The sequence below is a fragment of the Agrobacterium vacciniicorymbosi genome (genome assembly GCF_040427045.1).
Taxonomy (GTDB): domain Bacteria; phylum Pseudomonadota; class Alphaproteobacteria; order Rhizobiales; family Rhizobiaceae; genus Agrobacterium.
The window spans coordinates 425,154-448,667 of record NZ_JBETMF010000002.1; the positions used below are offsets into that span (position 1 = coordinate 425,154).

The 23,514-nt window shown below is 57.3% G+C and carries 25 protein-coding genes; 13 read left to right on the plus strand and 12 right to left on the minus strand.

What is annotated here, in order from left to right:
• The first annotated feature begins 44 nt into the window (after nucleotides 1-44).
• The 3 genes from ABUK73_RS05395 (at nucleotide 45) to ABUK73_RS05405 (ending at nucleotide 3,253) form a co-directional block, all read left to right on the plus strand.
• Nucleotides 45-500, plus strand: a complete 456-nt coding sequence (locus tag ABUK73_RS05395) for a MarR family winged helix-turn-helix transcriptional regulator (protein ID WP_353576358.1) — start codon at nucleotides 45-47, stop codon at nucleotides 498-500.
• 152 nt (nucleotides 501-652) lie between these two features.
• Nucleotides 653-2,167, plus strand: coding sequence for an MFS transporter (locus tag ABUK73_RS05400; RefSeq protein ID WP_353576467.1), 1,515 nt, complete (start codon nucleotides 653-655; stop codon nucleotides 2,165-2,167).
• Nucleotides 2,168-2,185: 18 nt separating this feature from the next.
• Entirely contained in the window at nucleotides 2,186-3,253 is a 1,068-nt protein-coding gene (locus ABUK73_RS05405; protein ID WP_353576359.1) for an HlyD family secretion protein, read from the plus strand.
• Nucleotides 3,254-3,294: 41 nt separating this feature from the next.
• On the opposite strand, the gene ABUK73_RS05410 is transcribed toward ABUK73_RS05405, so the two are convergent.
• Entirely contained in the window at nucleotides 3,295-4,005 is a 711-nt protein-coding gene (locus ABUK73_RS05410) for an ArsR/SmtB family transcription factor (RefSeq protein WP_353576360.1), read from the minus strand.
• A gap of 122 nt (nucleotides 4,006-4,127) precedes the next feature.
• Between ABUK73_RS05410 and ABUK73_RS05415 the strand changes: the two genes are divergently transcribed.
• A complete protein-coding gene (locus ABUK73_RS05415; protein ID WP_353576361.1) occupies nucleotides 4,128-5,039 on the plus strand; it encodes a DMT family transporter in 912 nt (303 codons plus the stop codon).
• A gap of 88 nt (nucleotides 5,040-5,127) precedes the next feature.
• Here the strand turns inward: ABUK73_RS05415 and rplI are convergent, their stop codons facing one another.
• The 5 genes from rplI to ABUK73_RS05440 all read right to left on the minus strand — a co-directional run bounded on the left by rplI (nucleotide 5,128) and on the right by ABUK73_RS05440 (nucleotide 8,916).
• On the minus strand, nucleotides 5,128-5,703 hold the full coding sequence (gene rplI, locus ABUK73_RS05420; RefSeq protein WP_113086856.1) for a 50S ribosomal protein L9: 576 nt from the start codon (nucleotides 5,701-5,703) through the stop codon (nucleotides 5,128-5,130).
• 14 nt (nucleotides 5,704-5,717) lie between these two features.
• Nucleotides 5,718-6,692 (minus strand): YybS family protein, encoded by a 975-nt coding sequence (locus ABUK73_RS05425; protein ID WP_353576362.1) that lies wholly within the window; start codon nucleotides 6,690-6,692, stop codon nucleotides 5,718-5,720.
• Nucleotides 6,693-6,884: 192 nt separating this feature from the next.
• Nucleotides 6,885-7,133, minus strand: coding sequence for a 30S ribosomal protein S18 (gene rpsR / locus ABUK73_RS05430; protein ID WP_042618600.1), 249 nt, complete (start codon nucleotides 7,131-7,133; stop codon nucleotides 6,885-6,887).
• Nucleotides 7,134-7,145: 12 nt separating this feature from the next.
• Nucleotides 7,146-7,616 carry a 30S ribosomal protein S6 gene (gene rpsF / locus ABUK73_RS05435; RefSeq protein WP_062452557.1) on the minus strand — a complete coding sequence of 157 codons (471 nt, stop codon included), beginning with the start codon at nucleotides 7,614-7,616 and terminating at the stop codon, nucleotides 7,146-7,148.
• A 1,036-nt stretch (nucleotides 7,617-8,652) separates the two neighbouring features.
• Nucleotides 8,653-8,916: a hypothetical protein gene (locus ABUK73_RS05440; protein WP_353576363.1), complete on the minus strand. Its 264-nt coding sequence runs from the start codon at nucleotides 8,914-8,916 to the stop codon at nucleotides 8,653-8,655.
• A 228-nt stretch (nucleotides 8,917-9,144) separates the two neighbouring features.
• On the opposite strand from ABUK73_RS05440, the gene ABUK73_RS05445 reads away from it, so the two are divergent.
• Complete coding sequence (locus tag ABUK73_RS05445; RefSeq protein ID WP_353576364.1) at nucleotides 9,145-10,257, plus strand: helix-turn-helix transcriptional regulator; 1,113 nt, start codon at nucleotides 9,145-9,147, stop codon at nucleotides 10,255-10,257.
• A gap of 71 nt (nucleotides 10,258-10,328) precedes the next feature.
• On the opposite strand, the gene ABUK73_RS05450 is transcribed toward ABUK73_RS05445, so the two are convergent.
• A complete protein-coding gene (locus ABUK73_RS05450; protein WP_353576365.1) occupies nucleotides 10,329-11,372 on the minus strand; it encodes an aldo/keto reductase in 1,044 nt (347 codons plus the stop codon).
• 248 nt (nucleotides 11,373-11,620) lie between these two features.
• Here ABUK73_RS05450 and ABUK73_RS05455 point away from each other — a divergent pair, with 248 nt between their 5' ends.
• From ABUK73_RS05455 to gmk, 8 genes are all read left to right on the plus strand, one after another.
• Complete coding sequence (locus ABUK73_RS05455; RefSeq protein WP_353576366.1) at nucleotides 11,621-12,904, plus strand: Nramp family divalent metal transporter; 1,284 nt, start codon at nucleotides 11,621-11,623, stop codon at nucleotides 12,902-12,904.
• 119 nt (nucleotides 12,905-13,023) lie between these two features.
• Nucleotides 13,024-13,968 carry an ACP S-malonyltransferase gene (gene fabD / locus ABUK73_RS05460; RefSeq protein WP_353576367.1) on the plus strand — a complete coding sequence of 315 codons (945 nt, stop codon included), beginning with the start codon at nucleotides 13,024-13,026 and terminating at the stop codon, nucleotides 13,966-13,968.
• Between the two features lie 29 nt (nucleotides 13,969-13,997).
• Complete coding sequence (gene fabG / locus ABUK73_RS05465; protein WP_113086860.1) at nucleotides 13,998-14,735, plus strand: 3-oxoacyl-[acyl-carrier-protein] reductase; 738 nt, start codon at nucleotides 13,998-14,000, stop codon at nucleotides 14,733-14,735.
• Nucleotides 14,736-15,021: 286 nt separating this feature from the next.
• Nucleotides 15,022-15,258, plus strand: coding sequence for an acyl carrier protein (locus ABUK73_RS05470; RefSeq protein WP_006727438.1), 237 nt, complete (start codon nucleotides 15,022-15,024; stop codon nucleotides 15,256-15,258).
• Between the two features lie 142 nt (nucleotides 15,259-15,400).
• On the plus strand, nucleotides 15,401-16,669 hold the full coding sequence (gene fabF, locus ABUK73_RS05475) for a beta-ketoacyl-ACP synthase II (protein WP_113086861.1): 1,269 nt from the start codon (nucleotides 15,401-15,403) through the stop codon (nucleotides 16,667-16,669).
• Between the two features lie 250 nt (nucleotides 16,670-16,919).
• Complete coding sequence (mltG, locus tag ABUK73_RS05480; RefSeq protein WP_353576368.1) at nucleotides 16,920-18,140, plus strand: endolytic transglycosylase MltG; 1,221 nt, start codon at nucleotides 16,920-16,922, stop codon at nucleotides 18,138-18,140.
• A 56-nt stretch (nucleotides 18,141-18,196) separates the two neighbouring features.
• Nucleotides 18,197-19,084, plus strand: a complete 888-nt coding sequence (locus ABUK73_RS05485) for a YicC/YloC family endoribonuclease (protein WP_353576369.1) — start codon at nucleotides 18,197-18,199, stop codon at nucleotides 19,082-19,084.
• Between the two features lie 4 nt (nucleotides 19,085-19,088).
• On the plus strand, nucleotides 19,089-19,760 hold the full coding sequence (gmk, locus tag ABUK73_RS05490) for a guanylate kinase (protein ID WP_113086864.1): 672 nt from the start codon (nucleotides 19,089-19,091) through the stop codon (nucleotides 19,758-19,760).
• A 3-nt stretch (nucleotides 19,761-19,763) separates the two neighbouring features.
• Here the strand turns inward: gmk and ABUK73_RS05495 are convergent, their stop codons facing one another.
• From ABUK73_RS05495 to ABUK73_RS05515, 5 genes are all read right to left on the minus strand, one after another.
• Nucleotides 19,764-20,222 carry a type II toxin-antitoxin system VapC family toxin gene (locus ABUK73_RS05495; protein ID WP_353576370.1) on the minus strand — a complete coding sequence of 153 codons (459 nt, stop codon included), beginning with the start codon at nucleotides 20,220-20,222 and terminating at the stop codon, nucleotides 19,764-19,766.
• Nucleotides 20,215-20,469: a type II toxin-antitoxin system Phd/YefM family antitoxin gene (locus ABUK73_RS05500; protein WP_353576371.1), complete on the minus strand. Its 255-nt coding sequence runs from the start codon at nucleotides 20,467-20,469 to the stop codon at nucleotides 20,215-20,217. The genes ABUK73_RS05495 and ABUK73_RS05500 overlap by 8 nt, the downstream gene beginning before the upstream one ends.
• Before the next feature lie 77 nt (nucleotides 20,470-20,546).
• Nucleotides 20,547-21,377, minus strand: coding sequence for a 16S rRNA (adenine(1518)-N(6)/adenine(1519)-N(6))-dimethyltransferase RsmA (gene rsmA / locus ABUK73_RS05505; protein WP_353576372.1), 831 nt, complete (start codon nucleotides 21,375-21,377; stop codon nucleotides 20,547-20,549).
• On the minus strand, nucleotides 21,377-22,396 hold the full coding sequence (gene pdxA / locus ABUK73_RS05510) for a 4-hydroxythreonine-4-phosphate dehydrogenase PdxA (protein ID WP_353576468.1): 1,020 nt from the start codon (nucleotides 22,394-22,396) through the stop codon (nucleotides 21,377-21,379). The genes rsmA and pdxA overlap by 1 nt, the downstream gene beginning before the upstream one ends.
• Before the next feature lie 16 nt (nucleotides 22,397-22,412).
• Complete coding sequence (locus ABUK73_RS05515; RefSeq protein ID WP_353576373.1) at nucleotides 22,413-23,357, minus strand: peptidylprolyl isomerase; 945 nt, start codon at nucleotides 23,355-23,357, stop codon at nucleotides 22,413-22,415.
• Nucleotides 23,358-23,514 lie beyond the last annotated feature (157 nt).

The window sequence follows — 23,514 nt, forward strand, 5'->3', positions numbered from 1 at the left end:
TAGGCATGAAATAGATAGCATGCTAATTATAAGGTGTAGGTACATTGTCGCGAGCGACTGAAAAAGAGCAGCTTTTCGATGAGATGGCGGCCTTCAACCGCAAACTCAGATCTTTCTTCGACGCGAGAGTGGCGGAGCAGGGGCTGACGCTTGCGCGGGCAAGAGCACTTTTCGCGCTATCGCGTCGCGGTCCGCTGACGCAAAAGGAGCTTGCCGAGGAGCTGGAAATCGAAACGCCCACGCTTGTTCGCGTCTTGGATGCGATGGAGAAACAAAACCTCATCGAACGGCGTTCTGACGAGATCGATCGGCGGGCAAAACGCATTCACATGACGCCAGACGGTATAACGACATTCGAGGATGTGCATATGCAGGCAAAATCCATGCGGGCCGACATCGCAGCCGATATTTCGACGGATGATATCAGCGCCGCATTGGAGGTGGTTCGCCGCCTGTCTGCAAACCTGCAAAACCTCACTGGCGAAAAGGTGCAGTCGTGAGCAACGCCGTTTCAACCATTCAGGATGCGCCAGATGAAGACGTCGAAGGCGTGCCGGAAACACCTGTTACGCCCGCTCCACCGCCGGAAAAATCCTTTTACGCAAAGCTGCTGTATATCTTCGCTGGCCTGTCGTTCTTCGTAACGCAGGGCATGGGCATGAACATTGTCATGGCCAATATCTACCAGTTGCAGGGCGAGTTTTCGGCCACGATTGCGGAAGTTGCCTGGCTCTCGGCAGCCTATATGGCGCCCTATGCCACCTTCTCCATCGCGCTGTTCAAGGTGCGCCAGCAATATGGCCTGCGGCCTTTCGCGGAAATCAGCATCATCTGTTTCGTGCTGGCCTCCTGTCTCAATCTCTTCGTGACGGATCTGCATTCTGCCATCGTGGTGCGTTTCGTCAGCGGCATGGCTGCGGCACCGCTGTCTTCGCTCGGCTTTCTCTATATTCTCGAAGCGTTCCCCGTGCAGCGCAAGCTGACGGTGGGCCTCAGCATAGCGTTGACCGGCACGCTTCTGTCGGCACCGCTGGCTCGCATCCTTTCCCCGCATCTGCTGGATATCGATGGCTGGCAGGCACTTTACACGATGGAGGTCGGGCTTTCGCTTGCCGTGCTGCCCATCATCTATCTGCTGCCGCTGACGCCACCACCGCGTGCCAAGGTCATCGAGCGCATGGATATATTGAGCTATCTGCTGTTTGCCGGTGGTCTTGGCTGTCTTGCCGTGTTCCTGACGCTTGGTCGCTTTTACTGGTGGTTCGAAACATGGTGGCTGGGCGTCTTACTGGCGACTTCCATCGGCCTGCTGGCGGTGATGACCGCGATCGAGCTTCCGCGCAAAAATCCGATGCTGGATTTGCGGTGGATATTCTCGCGCACCAATCTGCATCTGATCGCCATTTTGCTGATCTACCGCGCCGTATCATCGGAACAGTCCTCTACGGCTGTTAGTCTTTACCAGCAGCTTGGTATCCTCAACGAGCAGACGACCGGGCTTTATGCGCTCATCATCGTTGCAACGCTGCTGGGTGGTGCCCTGTGTGCGCTGCTGATGCTGACGAAATATGTCGATACCGCCCATGTGATTGCGCTGGCGCTGATTGCGCTCGGTGCCTTCATGGATAGCGGTTTGACCAATCTCGTGCGGCCAGAGCAGATGTATCTCAGCCAGGCAATGATCGCCTTCGGTGCGGCCATGTTCCTGCCGCCTGTCATGGCGAAAGGATTTGGCGCTGCCTTGGCAAAAGGCCCGCCTTACCTCGTCAACTTCATCACCATCTTCATTTTCACGCAGATCACGGGATCGCTGTTGACGACCGGCCTTCTTGGCTCCTTCGTCACGTTGCGGGAAAAATTCCACTCAAACATTCTGGTGGAAAGCATTCTGTTGCAGAACCCGCAGGTGGCGCAACGCGTTAGCCAGCTGTCTGCCGGTTACAGCCACGTCATCACCGATGCCGCGCTTTTAAAGGCGGAGGGTCTGTCGCTGCTCGGGGCGCAGGTCACGCGCGAGGCTTATATCCTGGCCTATAACGACACGTTCCTGCTGATTTCGGTTTGTGCCGCCGCTGCTCTTGTCATGCTTTTGCTTCATCTTGCATGGTTACGTCTCAAGTCTCTGCTGAAAGGCGAAGACGAGATCGTGGCCGCACCTCAATCCTGATTGTCCAGAGATATAAAAATGCTGAAGAAAATATTCACGCCTCTTACTCTCATCGTTCTCCTGGGCGGCGTCGCCGGTGTGGCGCTGGTGCTTTACGCATGGCGGCTGCCGCCCTTTTCCAGCTCCGTGGAAATGACCGACAACGCCTATGTGCGCGGCTATGTCACGACCATGAGCCCGCAGGTCAGCGGCTATATCGTCGATGTGCCGGTCAAGGATTATCAGGAGGTCAAGCAAGGCGATATTCTGGCCAAGGTGGATGACCGCATCTTCCGCCAGAAGGTGGCGCAGGCCGAAGCCTCTCTCGATAGCCAGAAAGCGGCTTTCGACAATTCCCGCCAGCAGGAAATCGCGGCAAAGGCCAACATCGCCTCGGGTGAAGCGGCAGTCGATAGCGCGCAGGCCTCGCTGAAACAGGCGCAGCTTGCCGCCGACCGTCAGGATAGTCTTCTGCGCAGCGGTGCAGGCACCTCCAGCGTGCAGGAAGAAGCACAGGCTAATCTCGACAAGGCCCGCGCCGGTCTTTCACAGTCGAAGGCAGCTCTTGAGGTGGCGCGACAGGATTTGCAGACCATCATTATCAATCGCGGCTCCTTGCAGGCGGCGGTCGCCAATGCGGAAGCAGCCGTGGAACTGGCAAAGATCGATCTTCAAAACACTGAAATCCACGCGCCGAAAGACGGCAAGCTGGGCGAAGTCGGCGTTCGCGTCGGCCAATATGTCGCTGCCGGAACGCAGTTGATGGCAGTCGTGCCGCATGACATCTGGGTCGTTGCCAACTTCAAGGAAACGCAGCTGGCGGGAATGGAAGCAGGGCAGGTTGTGTCTATCTCCGTCGATGCCCTGCACCGCAGGAAGCTGACCGGCAAGGTGGAGCGCTTTGCGCCCGCCGCAGGCTCCGAATTCGCCGTCATCAAGCCGGACAATGCCACGGGCAACTTCGTGAAGATTGCCCAGCGTCTGGGCGTACGCATCTCCATCGATCCTGACCAGCCTCTGGCCGCCGAGCTTTCCCCCGGCATGTCGGTCGTGGTGCGGGTGGATAAGGGCAAAGCGCCCGAGGGTGCCGAGACGGCTGCGAAGTAAACGTCAAACAGTCGCGGGCAGGGCGCTGATCCTGCCCGTGGTCACACCGCGTTCCAGTCTGCCGGCAGGCAGAAGATGTCGCGAAAGCCCCTGTCGCCGACAGGCGTGATACGCAACGCGCGGCTGTCCGGGCGTCTGGTGATCCACCCCAATTCCAGCGTCCGGTCCAGAAGGGCAGCACCCACGCGTCCGGCAATGTGGTGACGCCGCTCGCTCCAGTCCAGACATGTCTTGCATAGCGGACGCTTCGAGCGCGTGCCATCGTCCAGATCGATCCCGAAATCCTGCAGGAACGCCTTGCCATCGTCGGTCAAAAGCGCGCCTTCGTCTGACAAAATGATGCGCCCGCTTGTCGAAAGACTATCGGCCATGGCCACCGCCAGTCTGCCCGCAATGTGGTCGTAGCAACTGCGGGCGATGCGCATGTCTTTTTCTTTCGGGCCCACGGGATGGTGTCGCTTCGGCCCATCGGCGGCGATGTTCATCAAGGCATCGATGCCATGCGCCACCTGTGGAGACGCCAGCCGGTAATAGCGATGCCGCCCCTGCTTGACGGTGGAAAGAAGATGGGCGTCCACCATTTTTGCCAGATGTCCGCTGCCGGTCTGCGCGGTGACGCCTGCCTGCCGGGAAAGCTCGCCAGCGGTCAGCGCCTGTCCGCCCATCAATGCGCAGAGCATATTGGCGCGGGTCGTATCGCCGATAAGATTTGCGATAGCAGCGATTGTATTGGGTGACGCGATATTGTTCATTCCAGAAATCTAGCATCAAAGAATGGGGCCGTCAGCGGGGCATTGTTCGGCCGTGACCGAAGCATCCGGCCTGCCGATGTCTCTATAAAAAAGAGCATATGCCTCATCTAAGGAAGAAATGAATGAATGGAAAATTCGGGCTGCTTCGGGAACTTGGCCTGCTGGTTCTCTTGGGGTGCCTGTGGGGCAGCTCCTACACTTTCATCAAAATCGGTATCGAGACCATTCCGCCAGTGACGCTGATTGCGGCGCGCACGGCGATTGCCGGTGGTATTTTGATGGCCATCATCCTCTGGCGCGGCCTGCGGCTGCCGAAAGATATGGAGCTTTGGAAGCGTTTCGCCATACAGGCGATGCTGAACAGCGTGCTGCCCTTCACGCTGATTGCCTGGGCGGAACATTATATTGATGCCGGGCTTGCGGTTATCCTCAATTCGCTGACACCGGTTTTCACATTCCTGCTGACGCTGCTCATCACGCGGCATGAGACGCTGAGTGGCCGCAAACTGTTCGGCGTCATGATCGGTCTGGTCGGTACGGTGGTAATGATCGGCATTCAGGCGCTGAATGGCCTGGGGAATGTCGTTCTCGCCCAGTTCGCCGTTATTCTGGCAACCGTGTTTTACGCAGGTGCGGCGATCTTCGGAAAGAACTTCAAAGGCATCGATTCGATGATCCCCGCCGCTGCCTCGCTAATTTGCGGCGCCGTCATTCTCATTCCGCTCAGCGCTATCGTGGACCGCCCATGGGAGCTTGCGCCATCGGCCAGATCGATCATGGCACTGCTGGGCCTGTCGGTGTTTTCCACAGCGCTCGCCTTCAGCATCTACTTCCGGCTTGTGCATACGCTGGGGTCGCTGGGAACGACGGCGCAGGCTTATGTCAGAGTACCTGTGGGTGTTGCGATAGGCGTGGTGTTTCTGGGAGAGGAACTGCATGCCACGACAATGATTGGTCTTGTTTGCATCTTGGCCGGTGTGATCGCCATGACACTGCCGCCGCAAGCTGTGCGCTTCAAACGAAGAGCAGCTTAGGACACTCAACTGCCTTCGCCAAAAAGCGAAAACCCCGGATGTTGCCATCCGGGGTTTTCGTTTGTGAGCCGCTAAAGCCCGCAAATATTTACTCGTCGTCGCCGTCCTGATCTGCATCTGGATCAAAGAAGTCTTCTGGGCGAAGAGCGTCTTCGTCAACGCCGTAGATGGCGTCAGCAGATGTGAGGCTTTCGCCCTTTGCCTGACGCTCGGCTTCTTCAGCAGAACGGGCAACGTTCAGTTCAACCTGAAGCTCGACTTCCGAGTGCAGGTGAAGCGTAACGTTGTGCAGACCAATGGTCTTGATCGGCGTGTTGAGTTCGACCTGGTTGCGGCCGATGTTGAAGCCTTCAGCGCCGAGGATTTCAACGACGTCGCGTGCAGCAACAGAGCCGTACAGCTGGCCGGTTTCGCCAGCGGAGCGAACAACGATGAAGCTCTTGCCAGCCAGTGCGTCTGCAACGGTCTGTGCTTCGGACTTGCGCTCAAGGTTACGAGCTTCGAGCGTTGCGCGCTCGGATTCGAAACGGGTCTTGTTGGCAGCGTTGGCGCGAAGAGCCTTGCCCTGCGGCAGCAGGAAGTTACGTGCGTAGCCATCGCGAACCTTTACGGTTTCGCCCATCTGGCCAAGCTTGGCGATGCGTTCGAGAAGAATGACTTCCATCTTCTTGATCCTTTCTAGTTGTCGGTTTCGTTTGTATTGTCGGTTTTCCGCGCCGGGGTAAGGGAGATCGTGCTGCGCACGTCACTCAGACCCAGTACGAGAATGATGAGCAGCGGAAACATGAAGACCGCTGAAATATAGCTGAGAACCAGAACCGGCCAGCGCCAGTCCTTGCCCTTGGAACGGTGGTGCAGGGAGGCATAGCCCGCCATCAGGAAGCCCGCGCCGAATGTGCCGCAGATGACTGCGCCAATCATGGCCACGGTGCCGCCGACGAAGGTCAGCACGATGCCGCCGAGAAAGATGAAGATCGCATTGCGGTGCATGCGCAGCGCCGCTGCAATGTCTTCGCGCGGACGCAGGCCCTTGCCGAAGGAGCGGACCATGCGGCTTGCGAAATAATAGGCCGCAAACAGCATGATGACCCAAAGTCCGCCCTGAATCATCGGCAGCATCAGCACCAGCAGGGATTTCGTCTGCGCAAGCGCCGTTGCATCCGGCGTGAACGAGGCTTCGCGCGCCTGCACCGATGCCATCATCACATCAACCAGCTGCGAAACGAGATCAGGGCCGTAGCCGATCATCGTGCCAAGTATGATGACGGAGAGGGTGATAAGGCCGCACAGATGCAGCACGATACCCGACAGCGGATACCAGGCCATCAGATCATCAGGGCCACCGATCTCGGAAGCGGGACGTGCCAGATTGGCAAGGTGAGACAGCCAGCCAGCGGGGACGAGCGTAAAGATCGCTATCGTCACGGCAAAGATCGGTGACACGGCAAGCGCGCCAAGGAAGGCGGCGGAGAGAACGGCGACAATGGCCGCAGCATTGCCCCAACCGAGACCGGCCACGAGAATGGGCATCGCGGAGGCGGCATAAAGCAGGAATGACATGGACGACTGTGCCGTTGCGCCAAGCGTAAGAAACGCGGCACATATGCCGGCGAGAACGCCGGAAATCAGCACTGTCTGGTTCAATCGTATCAACGTCGCTGTCCTGCCCAGAATTTGGTAGCAGTTAGAGGATGGCTTAGAGCCTGATCCCCAACATGGGTTTTGGTGTTCGGTCGATCCGCGCCCAACGCGGAAGGATATTAAAGTCTCGGCCCGCTGATTAAGAGTCAGCTGCTTCGAGAAGAAAAACGAGGCCGCGCCAAAGCGCAGCCTCGTCAGTGTCAATTAAGACAGAACGTAAGGCAGCAGGCCGAGGAAACGAGCGCGCTTGATCGCCTGAGCGAGTTCGCGCTGCTTCTTCTGCGAAACAGCTGTGATACGGGAAGGAACGATCTTGCCACGCTCGGAAATGTAGCGCTGCAGAAGACGTACGTCCTTGTAGTCGATCTTCGGAGCGTTAGCGCCGGAGAAAGGGCACGTCTTGCGACGGCGGTGGAACGGGCGGCGTGCCTGAGAAGAAGATGCGTCAGCCATTATATATGCTCCTTATGCACGGTCTTCGCGCGGACGGCGCGGACGGTCTTCACGGTCGCCGAAGCCACCTTCACGCGGCGGGCGAGGACCACGGTCGAAACCGCCTTCACGCGGGCCACGGTCAGGACGGTCGCCGTCACGGCGTGGACGGTCGTCGCGATCGCGCTTCTGCATCATTGCAGACGGACCTTCTTCGTGGGCTTCCACGGCGATGGTCATGTAACGAAGAACGTCTTCGTTGATGCGCATCTGACGCTCGATTTCGTGGATAGCCGGTGCCGGAGCATCGATGTCCATCAGAGCGTAGTGAGCCTTGCGGTTCTTCTTGATGCGGTATGTCAGGGACTTCAGACCCCAGTTTTCGACGCGTCCGACTTTACCGCCGAACGATTCGATAACACCCTTGTACTGCTCGACAAGTGCGTCGACCTGCTGGGCAGTGATATCCTGCCGGGCAAGGAAGATGTGTTCGTAAAGAGCCATTTAAGCTTTGCCTTTCTTGCGTTTCATTCATCACCCGGCAACGGCGCTAAGCCTCAACGACTGCTCCTGTTTGGCAAAAGCCAAGGGCAAGAAAAGCGTTGTTCGAGACGGTCGAGAGCGGAGACACGGGAGGCCGGAAACCTTATGGTCCTGCGGTTTCGTAAACGAAACCAGCCCTCCGTTCAGCCACCAGCCAATTGGACCGGGTGTTGTGAACAGCGCGCTTATACGGATTTCTCATCAGAATGCAAGCGCGCTGCCTGAAAAAGCCTGCGCGGTCAGCTCAACCTTGGTTGATCGTTCGGCGCAGAATCGTAAAATTCAAGTCATATCGATGTAGGCTAGTCGGACCGAAGCGGTGTTCTGCGCAAATCCCCTAAACTCTGTTTGGGAATAAGCTTATTTGACATTTTTCGAGTGAGCAGGTTTCGTAGCGAATGAGCGTGGATTTCTTTTTAAGCCTGATACTTTCATGATAGCCGATGATGTTCAGGCAGCCCGGTAAGCATCGCTCGTCATCCCATCGGACGAGGGGCGTTTCCTGTAGGCAAAAGTTCATCAAAAACTTTACGCCTTTCCAGGATATCTTTTTAACGCATTGTGGCGACGTGTCCTTCGCGAAGGCCATAGTAGGCGCTGTTGCTGAAAGTAGCAGTGCGCAGGTCAATGTCATCAAGGCAACTTTCATTTTCGGCACCTTTCAAGTGCTGTGTAGGTCAGCCGCAAGATGAATTCGCCTGATTCCGGGCATCCCGAAGAAGCTGCTCGAGTTGGCTCTTATACGCCCGCAACCCTGGATCATGCTGGCATTTACTAACCAGACTTATGCTCCTGGAATAAAGAGCTATTCCCGCCTTTGCTGTGCCACAAATACCTACCGCCCTTTGAGCGCGGTTCGCTTGGGGCTGGATTTGAGCCGCAAGATACTGATCAGAGCAAATGTCACGGCCTGCGGCGAGAGATATGCCTGGCTGAATGAACGCCAAGGCAAGAGCAAGACTATACGTCAGTTTCATTGTATTCCCCCTAGTGCTTGTTACCATCCACGGTTCATCTGGCGGTACCAGAATGGATCCTGCGGTGTGTTTGCCAGTTTGTTTTGATTGCATTGCCATACGACTTGTTTTTGTTGATTGAACGCGTCGAGAAGCTGACTATGTTCGTGTCGATTACTTCTTGGTGTAGAATCCAGCCGGTTTTTAATCTGGAAAAGGCGATTAATATGCGGAGCGCAATTGTCTGCGTATGCTGGTGCCGTCATCGATATGGCGGCAAGTGCAGTGATGAATAGGATTTTCATGTCGGATTTCCTGTGCCGGAACACTCTTGCCATTTCTCAGATGGCAATTTAACCATAATCAATCTCTGCATTTGCAGCCTCACCCTTTGGGGTGAGGACGACAATTCTTCCGGTAACTTGTTTGGCGCTGAGGGAAGGAATTTTGTACATGCGGTCAACAGGCCAATTTCCTGGTCATTCGGTTGATACGCAGGGATGTGAGGTCGCCTCCTATGGGAAACGAGGGCAATGCAGACAGCCGACATCATTGATGGAATCTATGAAGCAGCGCTGGTTCCTGAGAAATGGCAAAGCGTACTGGTTAATATCAACGATATTGTCGGTACACGCGGCGGGGTGATTTTTACTCAATCCGAGGTCGGTGCAACTTTCGTCGCAACGCCGGCGGCTGTGGAGATATTTCAACGCTTTGCCAGCGAGGGATGGGACAAACACAACACGCGTCGAGAGCGCGCCGACCGTCTCGACCATGCGGGCTTCGTGACCGATCTCGATGTGTTCAATGCACACGAATTGGCCGATGAGCCTCTCTATCGCGACTTCCTTTACCCACTCGGACTTGGCTGGTCGGTGGGCACACATATCACCACTCCGGATGGCGACAGGATTGCAGCCAGCTTCGACGGGGATTTTGAGGCCGGGCCGATTTCCCGCGAAAAGACGGACTGGCTGGATTCCATTCGACCGCATCTTGCCCGCTCTCTCAGCATTGCGGGGCGACTAAAAATGGCCGCGGCTTCGAAAGTCGTCGACGGACTGGGCGTTTTTGGCCTGCCTGCCTGTGTTGTGAGCCCGGGCGGCAGAATGCTGGCGGCGAACACACTGATGCAATTGTTCATCCCGTCATTGATTATGGACAGCCGGGAGCGTGTAAAATTACGTCACGCACAAAGCGATCGGTTGATGCAAAAAGCACTCGCTCAACTCGCCATAAACCCAAGTGTGGCGAAGGTCATGTCAATTCCTGTTCCAGCATTTGGCGAAGGGGCTGCAAGCGTGGTCCATATCGTTCCAGTCCGGGGGCAGGGTCAGGATATCATGCCTGGCGGTCTGTTCATTCTCGTCATCAGCACGCTTGCCTCATCGACTGTTCCCGGCACTTCCCTTCTTCGAGGCCTGTTCGACCTCACGGCGTCTGAAGCAAAGGTGGCAAGGCTCGCCGCAAGCGGCACAGCACCCAAAGACATCAGTATCATTGCTGGCATCAGCCCCAATACGGTCAAAACGCATTTGAAGTCCATTTACGCAAAAACCGGCACTGAGTATCACGGCGCGCTCGTCCGCCTTCTGTCAGGCACGCTTATGCCTTTACCCTTCGATGCCACGCATCAAGAGAATTAGTCTGGATAATGTCCTCTCTTGACGCGGGAACTGTTTCCCGCGCCCACCAAGAAAACATGAGCAGGCTTTGATCAGATCGGCATTGGGTACTGCCGGTGAATGTCGGCAATGCTCTTCAGGACCTCGTCCGAAAGCTTAATATCGGCTGCTGCGATATCCGTCTTCAACTGTTCCATGGTCGTTGCTCCGATAATGGAGGACGCCATGAAGGGGCGGGAAAGGGTGAAGGCGATGGCGAGTTGGGCCGGATCGATTCCATGCTCATAGGCCAGTTCGAGATAAGCCTTGACCGGCGCTTCCTGCAACGGCTGTAGGCGACCGCCAATATCCTTGTTGATCGAACCGCGTGAGCCTTCCGGGCGGGCGCCGCTCTGGTATTTGCCGGTCAAAATGCCGCCAGCCAGTGGAGAATAGGCCAGAAGCCCGACATTCTCGTGGTGTGCGACTTCGGCGAGATCGAGATCGAAGGAGCGGTAGAGCAGGTTATATTCGTTTTGGATGGAGGCGACGCGCGGCAGGCCGTTGGCTTCGGCGATGTCGATGTATTTCTGCGTACCCCATGCGCTTTCATTGGACAGGCCGATGGCGCGGATTTTGCCAGCCTTGACCAGTTCGCCCAACGTTTCCAGCTTTTCGGTGATTTCCGACAGCGTCTTTTCGGTGTTCTGCGTTGAGGCATCGAAACCCCATACGCCACGGAAATGGTAGGTGCCGCGGTTGGGCCAGTGGATCTGGTAGAGGTCGATATAATCGGTCTTCAGGCGGGCCAGGCTTGTATCGACGGCTTCGCGAATGGAGGCGGCATCGATATCGCGTCCACCCCTGATGTAGTCACGACCGGAGCCCGCGACCTTAGTGGCCAGCACGATATCCTTGCGCTTGCCGGTCTTCTGGAACCATGTGCCGATATACTCTTCGGTGCGACCCTGCGTTTCTGCCGAAACCGGCGTGGTGGGGTAGAGTTCGGCGGTGTCGAAGAAGTTGATGCCGTTTTCGACGGCATAATCCATCTGTTCGTGCGCTTCGGCCTCGGTGTTCTGCGTGCCCCACGTCATGGTGCCGAGGCAGATTTCCGACACGGAAATGCCCGTACGTCCCAGGGTATTATGTTTCATGGAAATGTCCTGATGCTTGGCTGATGGCTTGGAAGGTGCGGTGGAGACTAGCCGTGATTTGGCCGAGCGCAAGAAAAAACATTCCGGAAAATTCGATGCTTATGGCGGTTTTCAGGCGATTTATCGTCCAAGGGTAGTAATCGCGCTTCTGTTTATGTCAAAACGGGGACGTATTTCCCTTTTGGCGCGCAACCATCTCCTGCCGTGTGCATTTGGGTTCGATCATAAACCAGCGCGGAGGACCGTGAATGACAGACAGTGCAGCAATTGCGCAGCCGACAACAGTTGACGATAAGGCGGTGCCGCCAGCAACCGGGCGATGGAAACTCATCGGCCCCGGTATCGTGGCCGCCGCCACCGGTGTCGGCGCAGGCGACCTCGTTGCCACGCTGATTGCCGGTTCCCGATTCGGTTATGCGCTTTTGTGGGCTGCCGTTCTCGGCTGCATCGTGAAGATCGCACTGGCGGAAGGTTCCGCGCGCTACCATCTGGCTACCGGTTCCACCATGCTGGAAGGCTGGCGGTCGCTGGGCAAATGGACCAGCTGGTATTTCGGCATTTACATCATGGTCTGGGGCTTCGTGTATGGCGCAACGGCCATGAGCGCCACGGCGCTGCCGCTGGCCGTCTTCTTCCCATCCGTGCCGCTTTGGGTGTGGGCTGTGCTGACCGGGCTTTCCTGTGCCGCTTTCGTGGCCTTCAATCGCTATGAAGCCTTCGAAACCGTCATGAAGATTTTCATTGGCATCATGTTCGTCATCGTGATCGGCATCGCCATCATGGTCTCGCCGAATGTGGGTGAAGCCGTGACGGGTCTTATCCCGACAATCCCTGAGGGATCGGCCATCTATACGCTCGGTCTCATCGGTGGCGTCGGCGGCACCATCACCATGGCGTCCTATGGTTATTGGGTAAATGCCAAGGGCTGGCGCACGCCGGCCTGGATGGGTGTGATGCGGCTGGATAACCGCGTCGCCTATATCGTCACCGGCATGTTCGTCGTGGCCATGCTCATCATCGGTGCTGAACTGCTCTACGCGTCGCAGATTGCGCTTTCGACTGGGGATCGCGGTCTTCTCGATCTCGACCGCGTGCTGGAGGAACGATTCGGCAGCACCATGTCCACACTGTTCCTTATCGGCTTCTTCGCCACGGCGGTTTCATCGGTGCTGGGCGTATGGCAGGGCGTGTCCATGCTGTTTGCGGACTTCGTGCGCGGCATCAAAGGCGAAACCGGTACCCGCGAAGGGCTGGAAAAGACACCTGCCTTCCGCTTCTACCTGTTCTGGCTGACGATCCCGCCCATGGTGCTGCTGTTTCTGGGACGTCCGTTCCTGCTCGTCATTATATATGGCGCGCTCGGTGCCTTCTTCATGCCGTTCCTGGCGCTGACGCTGATCTGGCTTCTCAACTCCTCACGCGTGCCGAAGGAGTGGCGCAGCGGCTGGCTGTCCAACGGTCTGTTGGGCATTTCCGCTCTGCTGTTCATTGTACTCTGCATCAGCGAAGTGGTTGGCCTGTTTACCCGGTGAGGCGGCGATTGCGGGGTGTGAAAGGTGGACAGACGCCTGCCGCACCCCGCAAAGCCTTGACTCTGTGGGCCGGAATGTGAATGGAAGTCCCCAAGAAAATAAGAGAAGGGATGGATCCCATGGCTATTGCATTCACATTTCCGGGTCAGGGCAGCCAGGCTGTCGGCATGGGCAAGGAGCTTGCCGAGAACTTCGCAGAGGCGCGCGCTGTCTTTGAAGAGGTTGATGAGGCGCTCGGCCAGAAGCTTTCCGACATCATGTGGAACGGCCCGGAAGAGACGCTGACGCTAACGGCAAATGCCCAGCCAGCGTTGATGGCCGTTTCCGTCGCTGTCATGCGTGTGCTGGAAGCACGCGGGCTGAAGCTTGCCGACAAGGTTTCCTATGTTGCCGGTCACTCGCTCGGCGAATATTCTGCGCTCTGCGCTGCCGGAACATTCTCCCTTTCCGATACCGCCCGTCTGCTGCGCATTCGCGGCAATGCCATGCAGGCCGCAGTGCCGGTGGGTGAGGGCGCCATGGCCGCCATCATCGGTCTGGAACACGGCGATGTAGAAGCCATCTGCAAGGAAGCCGCTATTGGCGGCGTCTGCCAGATCGCCAATGACAATGGCGGCGGTCAGCTGGTTGTTTCCGGCTCGAAGGCTCCGGTTGAAAAGGCTGCGGCACTGGCATCTGAGAAAGGCGCAAAGCGCGCCATCATGCTGCCTGTGTCAGCGCCCTTCCATTCAGCACTAATGGCGCCTGCTGCTGATGCTATGCGTGAAGCGCTGGCTGAGGTGGCCAAGAAAAGCCCGGTCGTGCCTGTCATCGCCAATGTGCGGGCAGCACCCGTATCGGATGCCGAAGAGATTGCCAGACTGCTGGTAGAGCAGGTCACGGGCCAGGTCCGCTGGCGCGAAACCGTTGAGTGGTTTGCAGCAAACGATGTTACGACACTCTATGAAATCGGCTCCGGCAAGGTGCTGACGGGTCTTGCCCGCCGCATCGACAAGACGGTGAACGGCGTTGCCGTCGGCACGCCTGCCGATATCGATGCTGCACTCGCAACACTTCTCGGCTGAGTTCTAAAGATAGACAAAGGATAAACATCATGTTTGATCTGACCGGCCGCAAGGCTCTCATTACAGGTGCAACCGGCGGCATCGGCGAAGAAATCGCCCGCACGCTGCATGCGCAGGGCGCAACGGTTGGCCTTCACGGCACCCGCGTCGAAAAGCTGGAGGCGCTTGCGTCCGAGCTTGGCGAGCGCGTCAAGATTTTCCCGGCCAACCTTGCCGACCGCGCTGAAGTCAAGGCGCTGGGCGAAAAGGCCGAGGCCGAACTCGAAGGCGTCGATATTCTCGTCAACAATGCCGGCATCACCAAGGACGGCCTGTTCGTTCGCATGAGCGATGAGGACTGGGACAATGTTATCGAGGTAAACCTCACCTCCATGTTCCGTCTGACGCGTGAACTGACACATCCCATGATGCGCCGCCGTTTTGGCCGCATCATCAACATCACATCCATCGTTGGCGTAACCGGAAATCCGGGCCAGGCCAACTACTGCGCCTCCAAGGCCGGTATGATCGGCTTTTCCAAGTCGCTGGCGCAGGAAATCGCCACACGCAACGTCACCGTCAACTGCGTGGCACCGGGTTTCATCGAAAGCGCGATGACCGGCAAGCTGAACGACAAGCAGAAAGAAGCCATCATGGGTGCCATTCCCATGAAGCGTATGGGCACCGGCGCGGAGATCGCTTCGGCTGTTCTTTACCTTGCTTCCAACGAGGCAAGCTATATGACGGGCCAGACGCTGCACGTAAACGGCGGTATGGCGATGATCTAACAGCCTTGCCCGCGGCACGCCGTTGAGAAAATTGCCTGTAGAGCAAGATGGTTAGCACTATTTTAAGGCTTTTTTCTCCCCGGAAACCGTGTTAAGCGGGCGAAGACTGTGAACAGTCGTCCCGGAAACAAAAGCGACCGTTGCGATTTCTTGGCGCGATGTTTAGCTTGAACCGGGTTGAACGGGTTTGCCCACGGTGCCTGCCTTGAAAGGCGCTTGGGGGTTTTAACAGGGCAGGGTGTCTTAAGAAGGCATTCCTTTCAAAGTAAAGGTCGAGGAAACCGACATGAGCGATATCGCAGAACGCGTAAAGAAAATTGTAGTTGATCATCTTGGCGTTGACGCCGAAAAAGTCGTTGAAGGCGCAAGCTTCATAGACGATCTGGGCGCTGACTCGCTCGACACCGTTGAACTGGTTATGGCGTTCGAAGAAGAATTCGGCGTTGAAATTCCAGACGACGCAGCTGACTCGATCCTGACTGTGGGTGACGCTGTAAAGTTCATCGAAAAGGCTCAGGCCTGATCGATTGAATAAAAAAGGGAAGGCATCTGCCCTCCCGATATGGCCCGGCCAGTCCGGGCCAATATTTTATCCTGCGGCGCTCGGCATCGCGCGAGTGCTGTAAATAGCATAGCGATGATTGGATAAGGGCGGAGCATTAGCGATGAGACGTGTCGTTATCACCGGTACCGGCATGGTATCTCCTCTTGGCTGCGGAACGGAAATTACCTGGGAACGGCTTCTGGCCGGCCAAAATGGTGCGCGTCTCGTAACCGAGTTCGAGGTTGACGATCTTCCTGCAAAAATCGCCTGCCGCATTCCCGTCGGTGATGGTTCCAACGGAACCTTCAATGCCGATGACTGGATGGAGCCCAAGGAACAGCGCAAGGTCGATCCCTTCATCGTTTACGGCATGGCCGCAGCCGAAATGGCGTTGATCGACGCGGGCTGGCATCCATCCACAGGAACCGACGAAGATCAGATCATGACGGGCGTCCTGATCGGCTCCGGCATCGGCGGTCTCGAAGGCATTGTTGAAGCGGGCTACACGCTGCGCGACAAGGGCCCACGCCGTATTTCTCCATTCTTCATTCCCGGCCGTCTGATCAATCTCATTTCCGGCCAGGTTTCCATTCGCCACAAGCTGCGCGGACCGAACCACTCGGTCGTCACAGCCTGCTCCACCGGTGCGCATGCCATTGGCGATGCAGCCCGGCTGATCATGCTCGGCGATGCCGATGTGATGGTCGCAGGTGGCGCGGAATCCCCTGTTTGCCGTATTTCACTTGCGGGTTTTGCCGCTTGTAAGGCGCTGTCCACCCAGCACAATGACGATCCGCAAAAGGCCTCGCGCCCCTATGACAAGGACCGTGATGGTTTCGTCATGGGTGAGGGTGCCGGTATCGTCGTTCTGGAAGAGCTGGAACACGCCAAGGCGCGCGGCGCGAAGATTTATGCCGAAGTCGTCGGCTATGGCCTGTCAGGCGACGCATTCCACATCACGGCTCCGTCCGAAGATGGTGAAGGTGCTTACCGCTGCATGTCCATGGCACTGAAGCGCGCAGGCTTGACGCCAGCGGATGTTGATTACATCAACGCTCATGGCACATCGACCATGGCCGACACCATCGAGCTTGGCGCTGTCGAGCGTCTGGTGGGCGATGCGGCCTCGAAGATTTCCATGTCCTCCACCAAGTCCGCGACCGGGCATTTGCTGGGTGCTGCTGGCGCCATCGAAGCCATTTTCGCTACGCTTGCCATTCGCGACAACATCGTGCCGCCAACGCTCAATCTTGACAATCCCGATGTCGAGACGGCCATCGATCTGGTGCCGCACAAGGCGCGCAAGCGCACCGTCAACGTGGCGCTGTCCAACTCCTTCGGTTTCGGCGGCACCAACGCATCGCTCGTGCTTCGCCGTTACGAAGCGTAAAACCGCTCGGCTCTTGCCGTTTGGTCAGGAATCGCAGACAAAGCATTGAGTTTTCCCGGTTAACAGCCGGGACATTCATCTTCGCTGTCCGATTTGGCAGCGTTTGAGAGCGGAAAGGTCGCTGTCTTTGGAAACGAAGATGTGTTCGATGTTTCCCCGTCTACCGAGTGCAGAATAGCCTGCCGAACCTGTTTTTGCCGCATTGCCTGCTCAAATAGCCGCTGTAATGCCGAACTGAAAAGGACCGCCGGTGAGCGATACGAGAGAGAACAATCAGGCCCCTCAAGGACGTGAAGGCTCGAGTGAGAGCAAGGGCGGCCCGATCATTCCGAAATCTCCGACCGAGGCTTTGAGACCTGAAAAGGTTCCGGCCCCGCCGAAGCGCTCCCGCAAGGCCCACAGCCAGGTGGTGATTTTCCTCAATTTCCTCATGACGCTTGTGGTTGCCGTCTGCGTGGTCGGCGTTGCGGCCTTCTATTATATGATCAATTCGTTCCACGAGCCGGGCCCGCTGGAGATCAGCAAGACGGTCACCGTTCGCAACGGCGCCGGTCTTGCCGAAATCGCCAACAATCTGGAGCGCGAGGGTGCGATCTCCAATGCGCGTGTCTTCCGCTTGATGGCAGACCGCTACATGACGCCGAGCCAGACGCCGAAGCCCGGCGAATATGAAATCAAAGCTCACACATCCATGAAGGATATTCTGGCTCTGCTGGAATCCGGCAAGTCCATTCTCTACACCGTGTCCATGCCGGAAGGCTTGACGGTCAAGCAGATGTTCGCGCGCCTCGCCTCCGACACGATCCTCGAGGGTGATCTGCCAGCCGAACTGCCAGCCGAAGGATCGCTACGCCCGGACACCTATCCCTTCACGCGCGGCACCAAGCGGGAAGAGGTTGTCAACCAGATGCGCGCCGCCCAGACGCGGTTGATCCAGTCGATCTGGGAACGTCGCGACCCGGATCTACCGCTCAAGACCATCGAAGAATTCGTCACACTCGCTTCCATTGTGGAAAAGGAAACGGGCAAGGATGACGAGCGCGGCCATGTGGCATCGGTCTTCTACAATCGCATGAAGAAGAACATGCGCCTGCAATCCGATCCGACCATCATCTATGGCCTGTTCGGCGGCGAGGGCAAACCATCCGACCGGCCGATCTACCAGTCCGATCTGCAGAAAGAAACGCCGTTCAACACCTACATCATTCGTGGCCTGCCACCGCACCCGATTGCCAATCCGGGCCGCGCAGCGCTCGAGGCAACGGCCAATCCCTGGCGTACGGATGATCTCTATTTCGTGGCCGATGGCACCGGTGGCCACACCTTTGCCAAGACGCTGGACGAGCACAACACCAATGTCCGCCGTTGGCGCAAGATCGAAGCCGAAAAGGCCGCAGCTGGCGGCACGCCGGAAACGGCGGTGGACGGGCAGCCGGGCGGATCGCAAGCCGAGAAGCCAACAGGAAATTGATATTTATGCCCACTGCCGCCCCAAAGCGGCAGTGGTTGTTTCAGGGGGTATATTTCATGACATTGCAATCCATGACGGGTTTTGCCCGCAGCGAAGGTTCGTGCGGACGCTACCGCTGGGCGTGGGAGCTTCGCTCCGTCAATGGCAAGGGACTTGATCTGCGTCTGCGCCTGCCGACCGGCATGGAAGCGCTGGAGACGGAGCTGCGCGACATCGCTGCCAAAAGCCTCTCTCGTGGCAATATTCAGGCCGGTCTCAGCCTGTCTGCTTCCGAAACCAAGATGGAAGCCGTCGTCAACCGCGATGCGCTGGATGCCGTTCTGGCCCTGAAGCGTGATCTGGGTGACGCCGTGAGCGACGCACCGCTGAGCTTCGATACGTTGCTCTCCGTGCGCGGACTGGTGGAGTTTCGCGAGCCGGAAGAGGCTGCTGACGAGCAGGATGCGCGCAACCGGGATATCGTCGAGGGCTTTGACGCAGCTATTTCAGCGCTGAAGACAATGCGTGAGCGTGAGGGTGCCTCGCTGTTCAGCATTCTCTCCGGCCACATCGACAAGATCGAGCAACTGACCCGCATCATTGAGGCCGATCCATCGCGACAACCAGAACAGATCAGGGCGCGACTGGCTGCCCAGATTGCTTTGATTGGTGATGGCAATGCCGGACTGGATCGGGATCGCCTGCATGCCGAAGCGGTACTGCTGGCCACCAAGGCGGATTTGCGCGAAGAAATCGACCGTCTGATTGGCCATGTGGCCGCGGCGCGGGAGCTTTTGAGCAGCGGTGTGCCGGTTGGGCGCAAGCTGGACTTTCTTGCACAGGAATTTAACCGTGAGTCGAATACAATCTGTTCCAAATCCAACGCCAGTGCTGTAACCGCTGCTGGTATCGAATTGAAAGTGGTGATCGATCAATTCCGCGAACAGGTCCAAAATCTGGAGTAGACCCATGGCGTCAGCCAGCATTCAACCCGTCCATATCGCCCGTAGAGGCTTGATGCTGGTCATTTCTTCGCCATCCGGTGCCGGCAAATCCACCATCGCCCGCAATCTGCTGGAAAAGGACAAGAATATCAGCCTGTCCGTCAGCGTCACGACCCGCGCGCGTCGCCAGAGCGAGATCGACGGCATCCATTACCACTTCATCTCCAAGCGCGATTTCGAGCGTATGCGCGAAGGTGAGGAATTGCTGGAATGGGCCGAGGTGCACGGCAACTACTACGGCACACCCCGCGAACCTGTCGAAAAGGCGATGGCCGAAGGCAAGGACATGCTGTTCGACATCGACTGGCAGGGCGCCGAGCAGCTTCAGGACAAGATGAAAGCGGATGTCGTCTCCATCTTCATCCTGCCGCCAACGATGACAGAGCTGCAATCGCGCCTCCACCGCCGCGCGGAAGACACCGAAGAGGTCATCCAGACGCGCCTTGCCAATTCCCGCTCGGAAATAGAGCACTGGCGCGACTATGATTACGTCATCCTCAATGACGACCTCCAGGCCGCATTCGAAGCCATCGAAGCCATCGTCAAGGCCGAACGCGTCCGCCGCGACCGTCGCCACGGCATGTTCGATTTCGTAAGAGATTTGTTGCAGGAAGAGCCGACGCTTCCGGGGCGGTGAGGTCTACACATCCGGCTGTTTGAAGCAGCCGGGTAGATCGACCTCGATCTTCAGCGGAATAAAATGTTTCAGGTTTTCGGTCACGACCACCAGATCGTAAGCTTTGGCCGTGGCCGCAATAATCAAATCGCTGACACCGGGGTTTTGCCCCTTGCTGCTCGCCGCATCGGCCAGCGCACCCACAATTCGGGCCACGACGGTGTCCATCGGTAATATCTGCTCACCGAAGTTTTTGGTGAGCGCCTCCAGCCACAAATTCAGGCTATCCGCGCGCTCAACTGCGCCGCGCCGATGAAGGCTGCGCATTCCCTTTTCGATTTCTGCGACGGTCATCGCGGAGAGATAAAGCGTGCCGGTTTCACCATGGTCGTGAAACCAGGCGCGTACCTCTTGAGAGGGAGTGATTTTATCTGGCGCAAATTTCGAGATAATATTTGTGTCGAGCAGGAAGCCGTTACTCAAAATCGGTTTTCCTGATTGTGGATGGATCGCGTTCGATGTCCATCCCGCCCGGATAACTCAACAGAAAGTCCCCGAAATTCGGCCTGTTCTTATTCAATGCCTTTTTGGCCACATCTGCCGCTTCGACAGACACGAGAACGGCAGCTGGTTTCCCATGGCGAGTGATCGTCACGAATTCCCCACTCGCGGCATCATCGACCAGACCCGCAAAACCCGCTTTCGCCTCTGCAACGCTGACACTTGACATGCTTGTCACCCATTTTGACCATATGTGGTCAAAATAGCGATTTGGTTGTTGAAAATCAATCGCCGCTCAAAAGCAGGTTACAGAGAGTTCGCCAGCCGAACAAACTCTTCCACCGACAAAGTCTCGGCCCGGCGTGTCGGATCGATACCCGCTTTTTCAAGAAGCGCTTCACCACCGATGGATTTCACACTCTGGCGCAGCATCTTACGGCGCTGGCCGAAGGCGGCTTCGGTGACTTTTTCGAGGGTAGCCACATCGCACGGCAATGGCCTGTCTTTTGGCAGAAGATGCACGACCGTCGAGGTCACTTTCGGCGGTGGGCTGAAGGCTTGGGGCGGGACGTCGAAAGCCATTTCCGGCACCGTACGCCAGCCTGCCAGAACGCCGAGGCGACCGTAATGATTATCGCCTTCTTCCGCCACGATGCGCTGACCGACTTCCTTCTGGAACATCAGTGTCAGCGACAGCCAGAAGGGCGGCCACTGCTTGGGCAGTAGCCAGTTGACCAGCAATTGCGTTCCGACATTGTAGGGAAGGTTTGCGATAATGCGGACCGGCTCACCTTTCGGCACCATGGTTTCGAAATCAGTCTTTAGCGCATCGCCTTCGATAACCTCAAGGCGCCCGGGATAATGAGCAGCGATCTCGGCCAGAGCTGGAAGGCAGCGGCTGTCTCGCTCGACGGCGATGACCTTCTTTGCACCTAGCGACAGGATGGCGCGTGTGAGGCCGCCGGGGCCGGGGCCGACCTCGAATACGGTGACACCTTCCAGAGGGCCAGCCGTGCGGGCAATCTTCTGCGTCAGGTTCAGGTCGAGCAGGAAGTTCTGGCCGAGCGATTTCTTTGCATCGAGCCCGTGGCGCTGGATGACATCGCGCAGCGGCGGAAGACCATCAATGGCTGCCATTATGCGGCCGCCTGACGGGCTGCTATATCGGCTGCCATTTTCAGAGCTGCGACGAGGCTCGATTCATTGGCAATGCCCTGACCTGCTATGCCGAAGGCGGTGCCGTGATCAGGAGATGTACGGATGAAGGGCAGGCCAAGCGTCACGTTGACGGAATCGTCAAAGCCGAGAGCCTTCGCAGGTATCAACGCCTGATCGTGATACATGCACACGGCCACATCATAGCGCTTGCGCGCGGCATCATGGAACATCGTGTCGGCGGGCAGGGGGCCGAACGCGTCGATGCCGTCCTTGCGAAGCTGGATGGTCGCGGGATGAATGATATCGCGATCCTCGGTGCCGATAGCACCGTCTTCGCCTGCATGCGGGTTGAGACCCGCAACGGCAAGGCGAGGGGCCTCGATACCGAATTTGTCTTTGAGATCGGCAGCGACGATGCGGCAGGTTTCGATGATGAGGTCTTCTGAAAGCGCGCCGGGAATGTCCTTGACCGGAATATGGATCGTGACGGGTACCACCCGCAGCTTCGGCCCGGCGATCATCATCACCGGCTTGACCGTCTGGCCTGTCAACTTGCTGGCAAGGTCCGCCAGAAACTCGGTATGGCCGGGAAAACCGAAGCCAGCCTCGTAGAGAATCGACTTGGCTATTGGATTGGTGACGACAGCTGCCGCTCTTTTTTCAACGGTCAGCGAAACAGCCGTTTCGATAGCCTTGATGGTAGCCAGTGCTGCGCCGACATGCGGTTGTCCGGCCTGTACCTCGAAACCGACAGGAATGGAAATCATGGGCAGCGCATCCGGAAAAACGGATAATGCCTGCTCCGGCTCGCAGACTTTCACATTGATTGCGATCCCGAGGAGATTGGCGCGGCTGGCAATGACATCCGGGTCTCCGATCAAAATGAAAGGAGGCAGGCCAAGTTCCCGGCGCTTTGCCCAGGCGGTGATTGCGATATCGGGACCGATCCCGGCAGGATCGCCCTGAGTGAGGGCGAGAGGCAGTTGTGGCAGGGTCACGAAATCGGCTTTCACATCAGGTGCTGGTGATCTGGGCTTTCTTCCGCAGCTCTTCCAGGTATTTCTTTTCGTTCGGGTTTTCGCCCTTCTCGGCCTTCGTCAGGTCTTCTGCGCGGAACACGACTTCAGCAGCGTAATCATCTGATACCTGCTGTTTTTTGCAGATGGCAAGATATTCGACGCCCTTTTCCGTAACACGCGTTCCGGTGGTGCCACCCTCGGAGGTCTTTTCGACAAGCGGCTTCCAATCCGGCGGCAGTTCCGGCTCCAGAATGCGGCCGAGATCCTTGATGGAAACATCGAGCATGGTGGCTGCAAAAGTCTTGGCCTGCTCACATCCAGGATAGCGCTTGCGCGATGCCTCGGCTTCAGCCTTCCGCTTGCCGGTGATGGCGTTGCGCTTCGCTTCGGGGATGACGAAAATGACCTGTTGCAGGAAATACTCCGTGGTCACCGGCTTTTGTCCAGTCTCTTTGAGACGTGTGACGAAATCCTGCGTGGACATCTTGTTGCGACCGCCATAGCGCGCATTGACCAGACGTGGCCAGCTCATCTGAACGGCGATAAAGGATTTGAAGTGTTCCGCACCGACGCCAGCCTGCGCCAGAACCTTGGTCAGCTGATCTGTGGACATCTTGTTCGTGGCGGCAAAACGCGCGAAGGACGCATCGACATCCGAGGTGCTGACCGACATTTTGACGCGGGCGATTTCCTCGCGCTTCAGCGCTTCATCGATCAGCTGCTCGCGCGCCTTGTCGTTGAGGTTGCCGGACTGGCGCTGCAATTTCAAAAAGGCGACGCGCCGAGCAATGTCGTCACTGGTAATCGGCGTCTTGTTGACCACGACCTTGACCGCGTTTGCTGCAAAGGCCTGATGGGCTGGCAGCGCGATGACCATGGGAACTGCGAAAATCGCAAAGGCGAATGCTACACTGCGCAACGCCGTCTTTCCGAAATTCATCCTGTTCTCTCCCTGTCGACAAGTCGTTTGACCAAACAGCCACGACTTTGTTTTTCGAACATCTCACCATATCGGATGAAGCGGATAATGCCGCTCGTCAACCGATAAAGTTACGTTTTGTTACAGTTTAACCGTGAACGCGCCCGTATATATCATT

Excerpts from the sequence above, each read along its gene's own strand:
- ABUK73_RS05500 (WP_353576371.1), bottom strand. The coding sequence starts at position 20,469 with ATGTCAAGTGTCAGCGTTGCAGAGGCGAAAGCGGGTTTTGCGGGTCTG.
- ABUK73_RS05455 (WP_353576366.1), top strand. The coding sequence starts at position 11,621 with ATGACAGACAGTGCAGCAATTGCGCAGCCGACAACAGTTGACGATAAG.
- ABUK73_RS05470 (WP_006727438.1), top strand. The coding sequence starts at position 15,022 with ATGAGCGATATCGCAGAACGCGTAAAGAAAATTGTAGTTGATCATCTT.
- gmk (WP_113086864.1), top strand. The coding sequence starts at position 19,089 with ATGGCGTCAGCCAGCATTCAACCCGTCCATATCGCCCGTAGAGGCTTG.
- fabF (WP_113086861.1), top strand. The coding sequence starts at position 15,401 with ATGAGACGTGTCGTTATCACCGGTACCGGCATGGTATCTCCTCTTGGC.
- ABUK73_RS05515 (WP_353576373.1), bottom strand. The coding sequence starts at position 23,357 with ATGAATTTCGGAAAGACGGCGTTGCGCAGTGTAGCATTCGCCTTTGCG.
- ABUK73_RS05400 (WP_353576467.1), top strand. The coding sequence starts at position 653 with ATGGGCATGAACATTGTCATGGCCAATATCTACCAGTTGCAGGGCGAG.
- ABUK73_RS05440 (WP_353576363.1), bottom strand. The coding sequence starts at position 8,916 with ATGAAAATCCTATTCATCACTGCACTTGCCGCCATATCGATGACGGCA.
- ABUK73_RS05410 (WP_353576360.1), bottom strand. The coding sequence starts at position 4,005 with ATGAACAATATCGCGTCACCCAATACAATCGCTGCTATCGCAAATCTT.
- ABUK73_RS05415 (WP_353576361.1), top strand. The coding sequence starts at position 4,128 with ATGAATGGAAAATTCGGGCTGCTTCGGGAACTTGGCCTGCTGGTTCTC.
- rplI (WP_113086856.1), bottom strand. The coding sequence starts at position 5,703 with ATGGAAGTCATTCTTCTCGAACGCATCGCCAAGCTTGGCCAGATGGGC.
- rpsR (WP_042618600.1), bottom strand. The coding sequence starts at position 7,133 with ATGGCTGACGCATCTTCTTCTCAGGCACGCCGCCCGTTCCACCGCCGT.
- fabD (WP_353576367.1), top strand. The coding sequence starts at position 13,024 with ATGGCTATTGCATTCACATTTCCGGGTCAGGGCAGCCAGGCTGTCGGC.
- rpsF (WP_062452557.1), bottom strand. The coding sequence starts at position 7,616 with ATGGCTCTTTACGAACACATCTTCCTTGCCCGGCAGGATATCACTGCC.
- ABUK73_RS05485 (WP_353576369.1), top strand. The coding sequence starts at position 18,197 with ATGACATTGCAATCCATGACGGGTTTTGCCCGCAGCGAAGGTTCGTGC.
- fabG (WP_113086860.1), top strand. The coding sequence starts at position 13,998 with ATGTTTGATCTGACCGGCCGCAAGGCTCTCATTACAGGTGCAACCGGC.
- ABUK73_RS05445 (WP_353576364.1), top strand. The coding sequence starts at position 9,145 with ATGCAGACAGCCGACATCATTGATGGAATCTATGAAGCAGCGCTGGTT.
- ABUK73_RS05405 (WP_353576359.1), top strand. The coding sequence starts at position 2,186 with ATGCTGAAGAAAATATTCACGCCTCTTACTCTCATCGTTCTCCTGGGC.
- rsmA (WP_353576372.1), bottom strand. The coding sequence starts at position 21,377 with ATGGCAGCCATTGATGGTCTTCCGCCGCTGCGCGATGTCATCCAGCGC.
- ABUK73_RS05450 (WP_353576365.1), bottom strand. The coding sequence starts at position 11,372 with ATGAAACATAATACCCTGGGACGTACGGGCATTTCCGTGTCGGAAATC.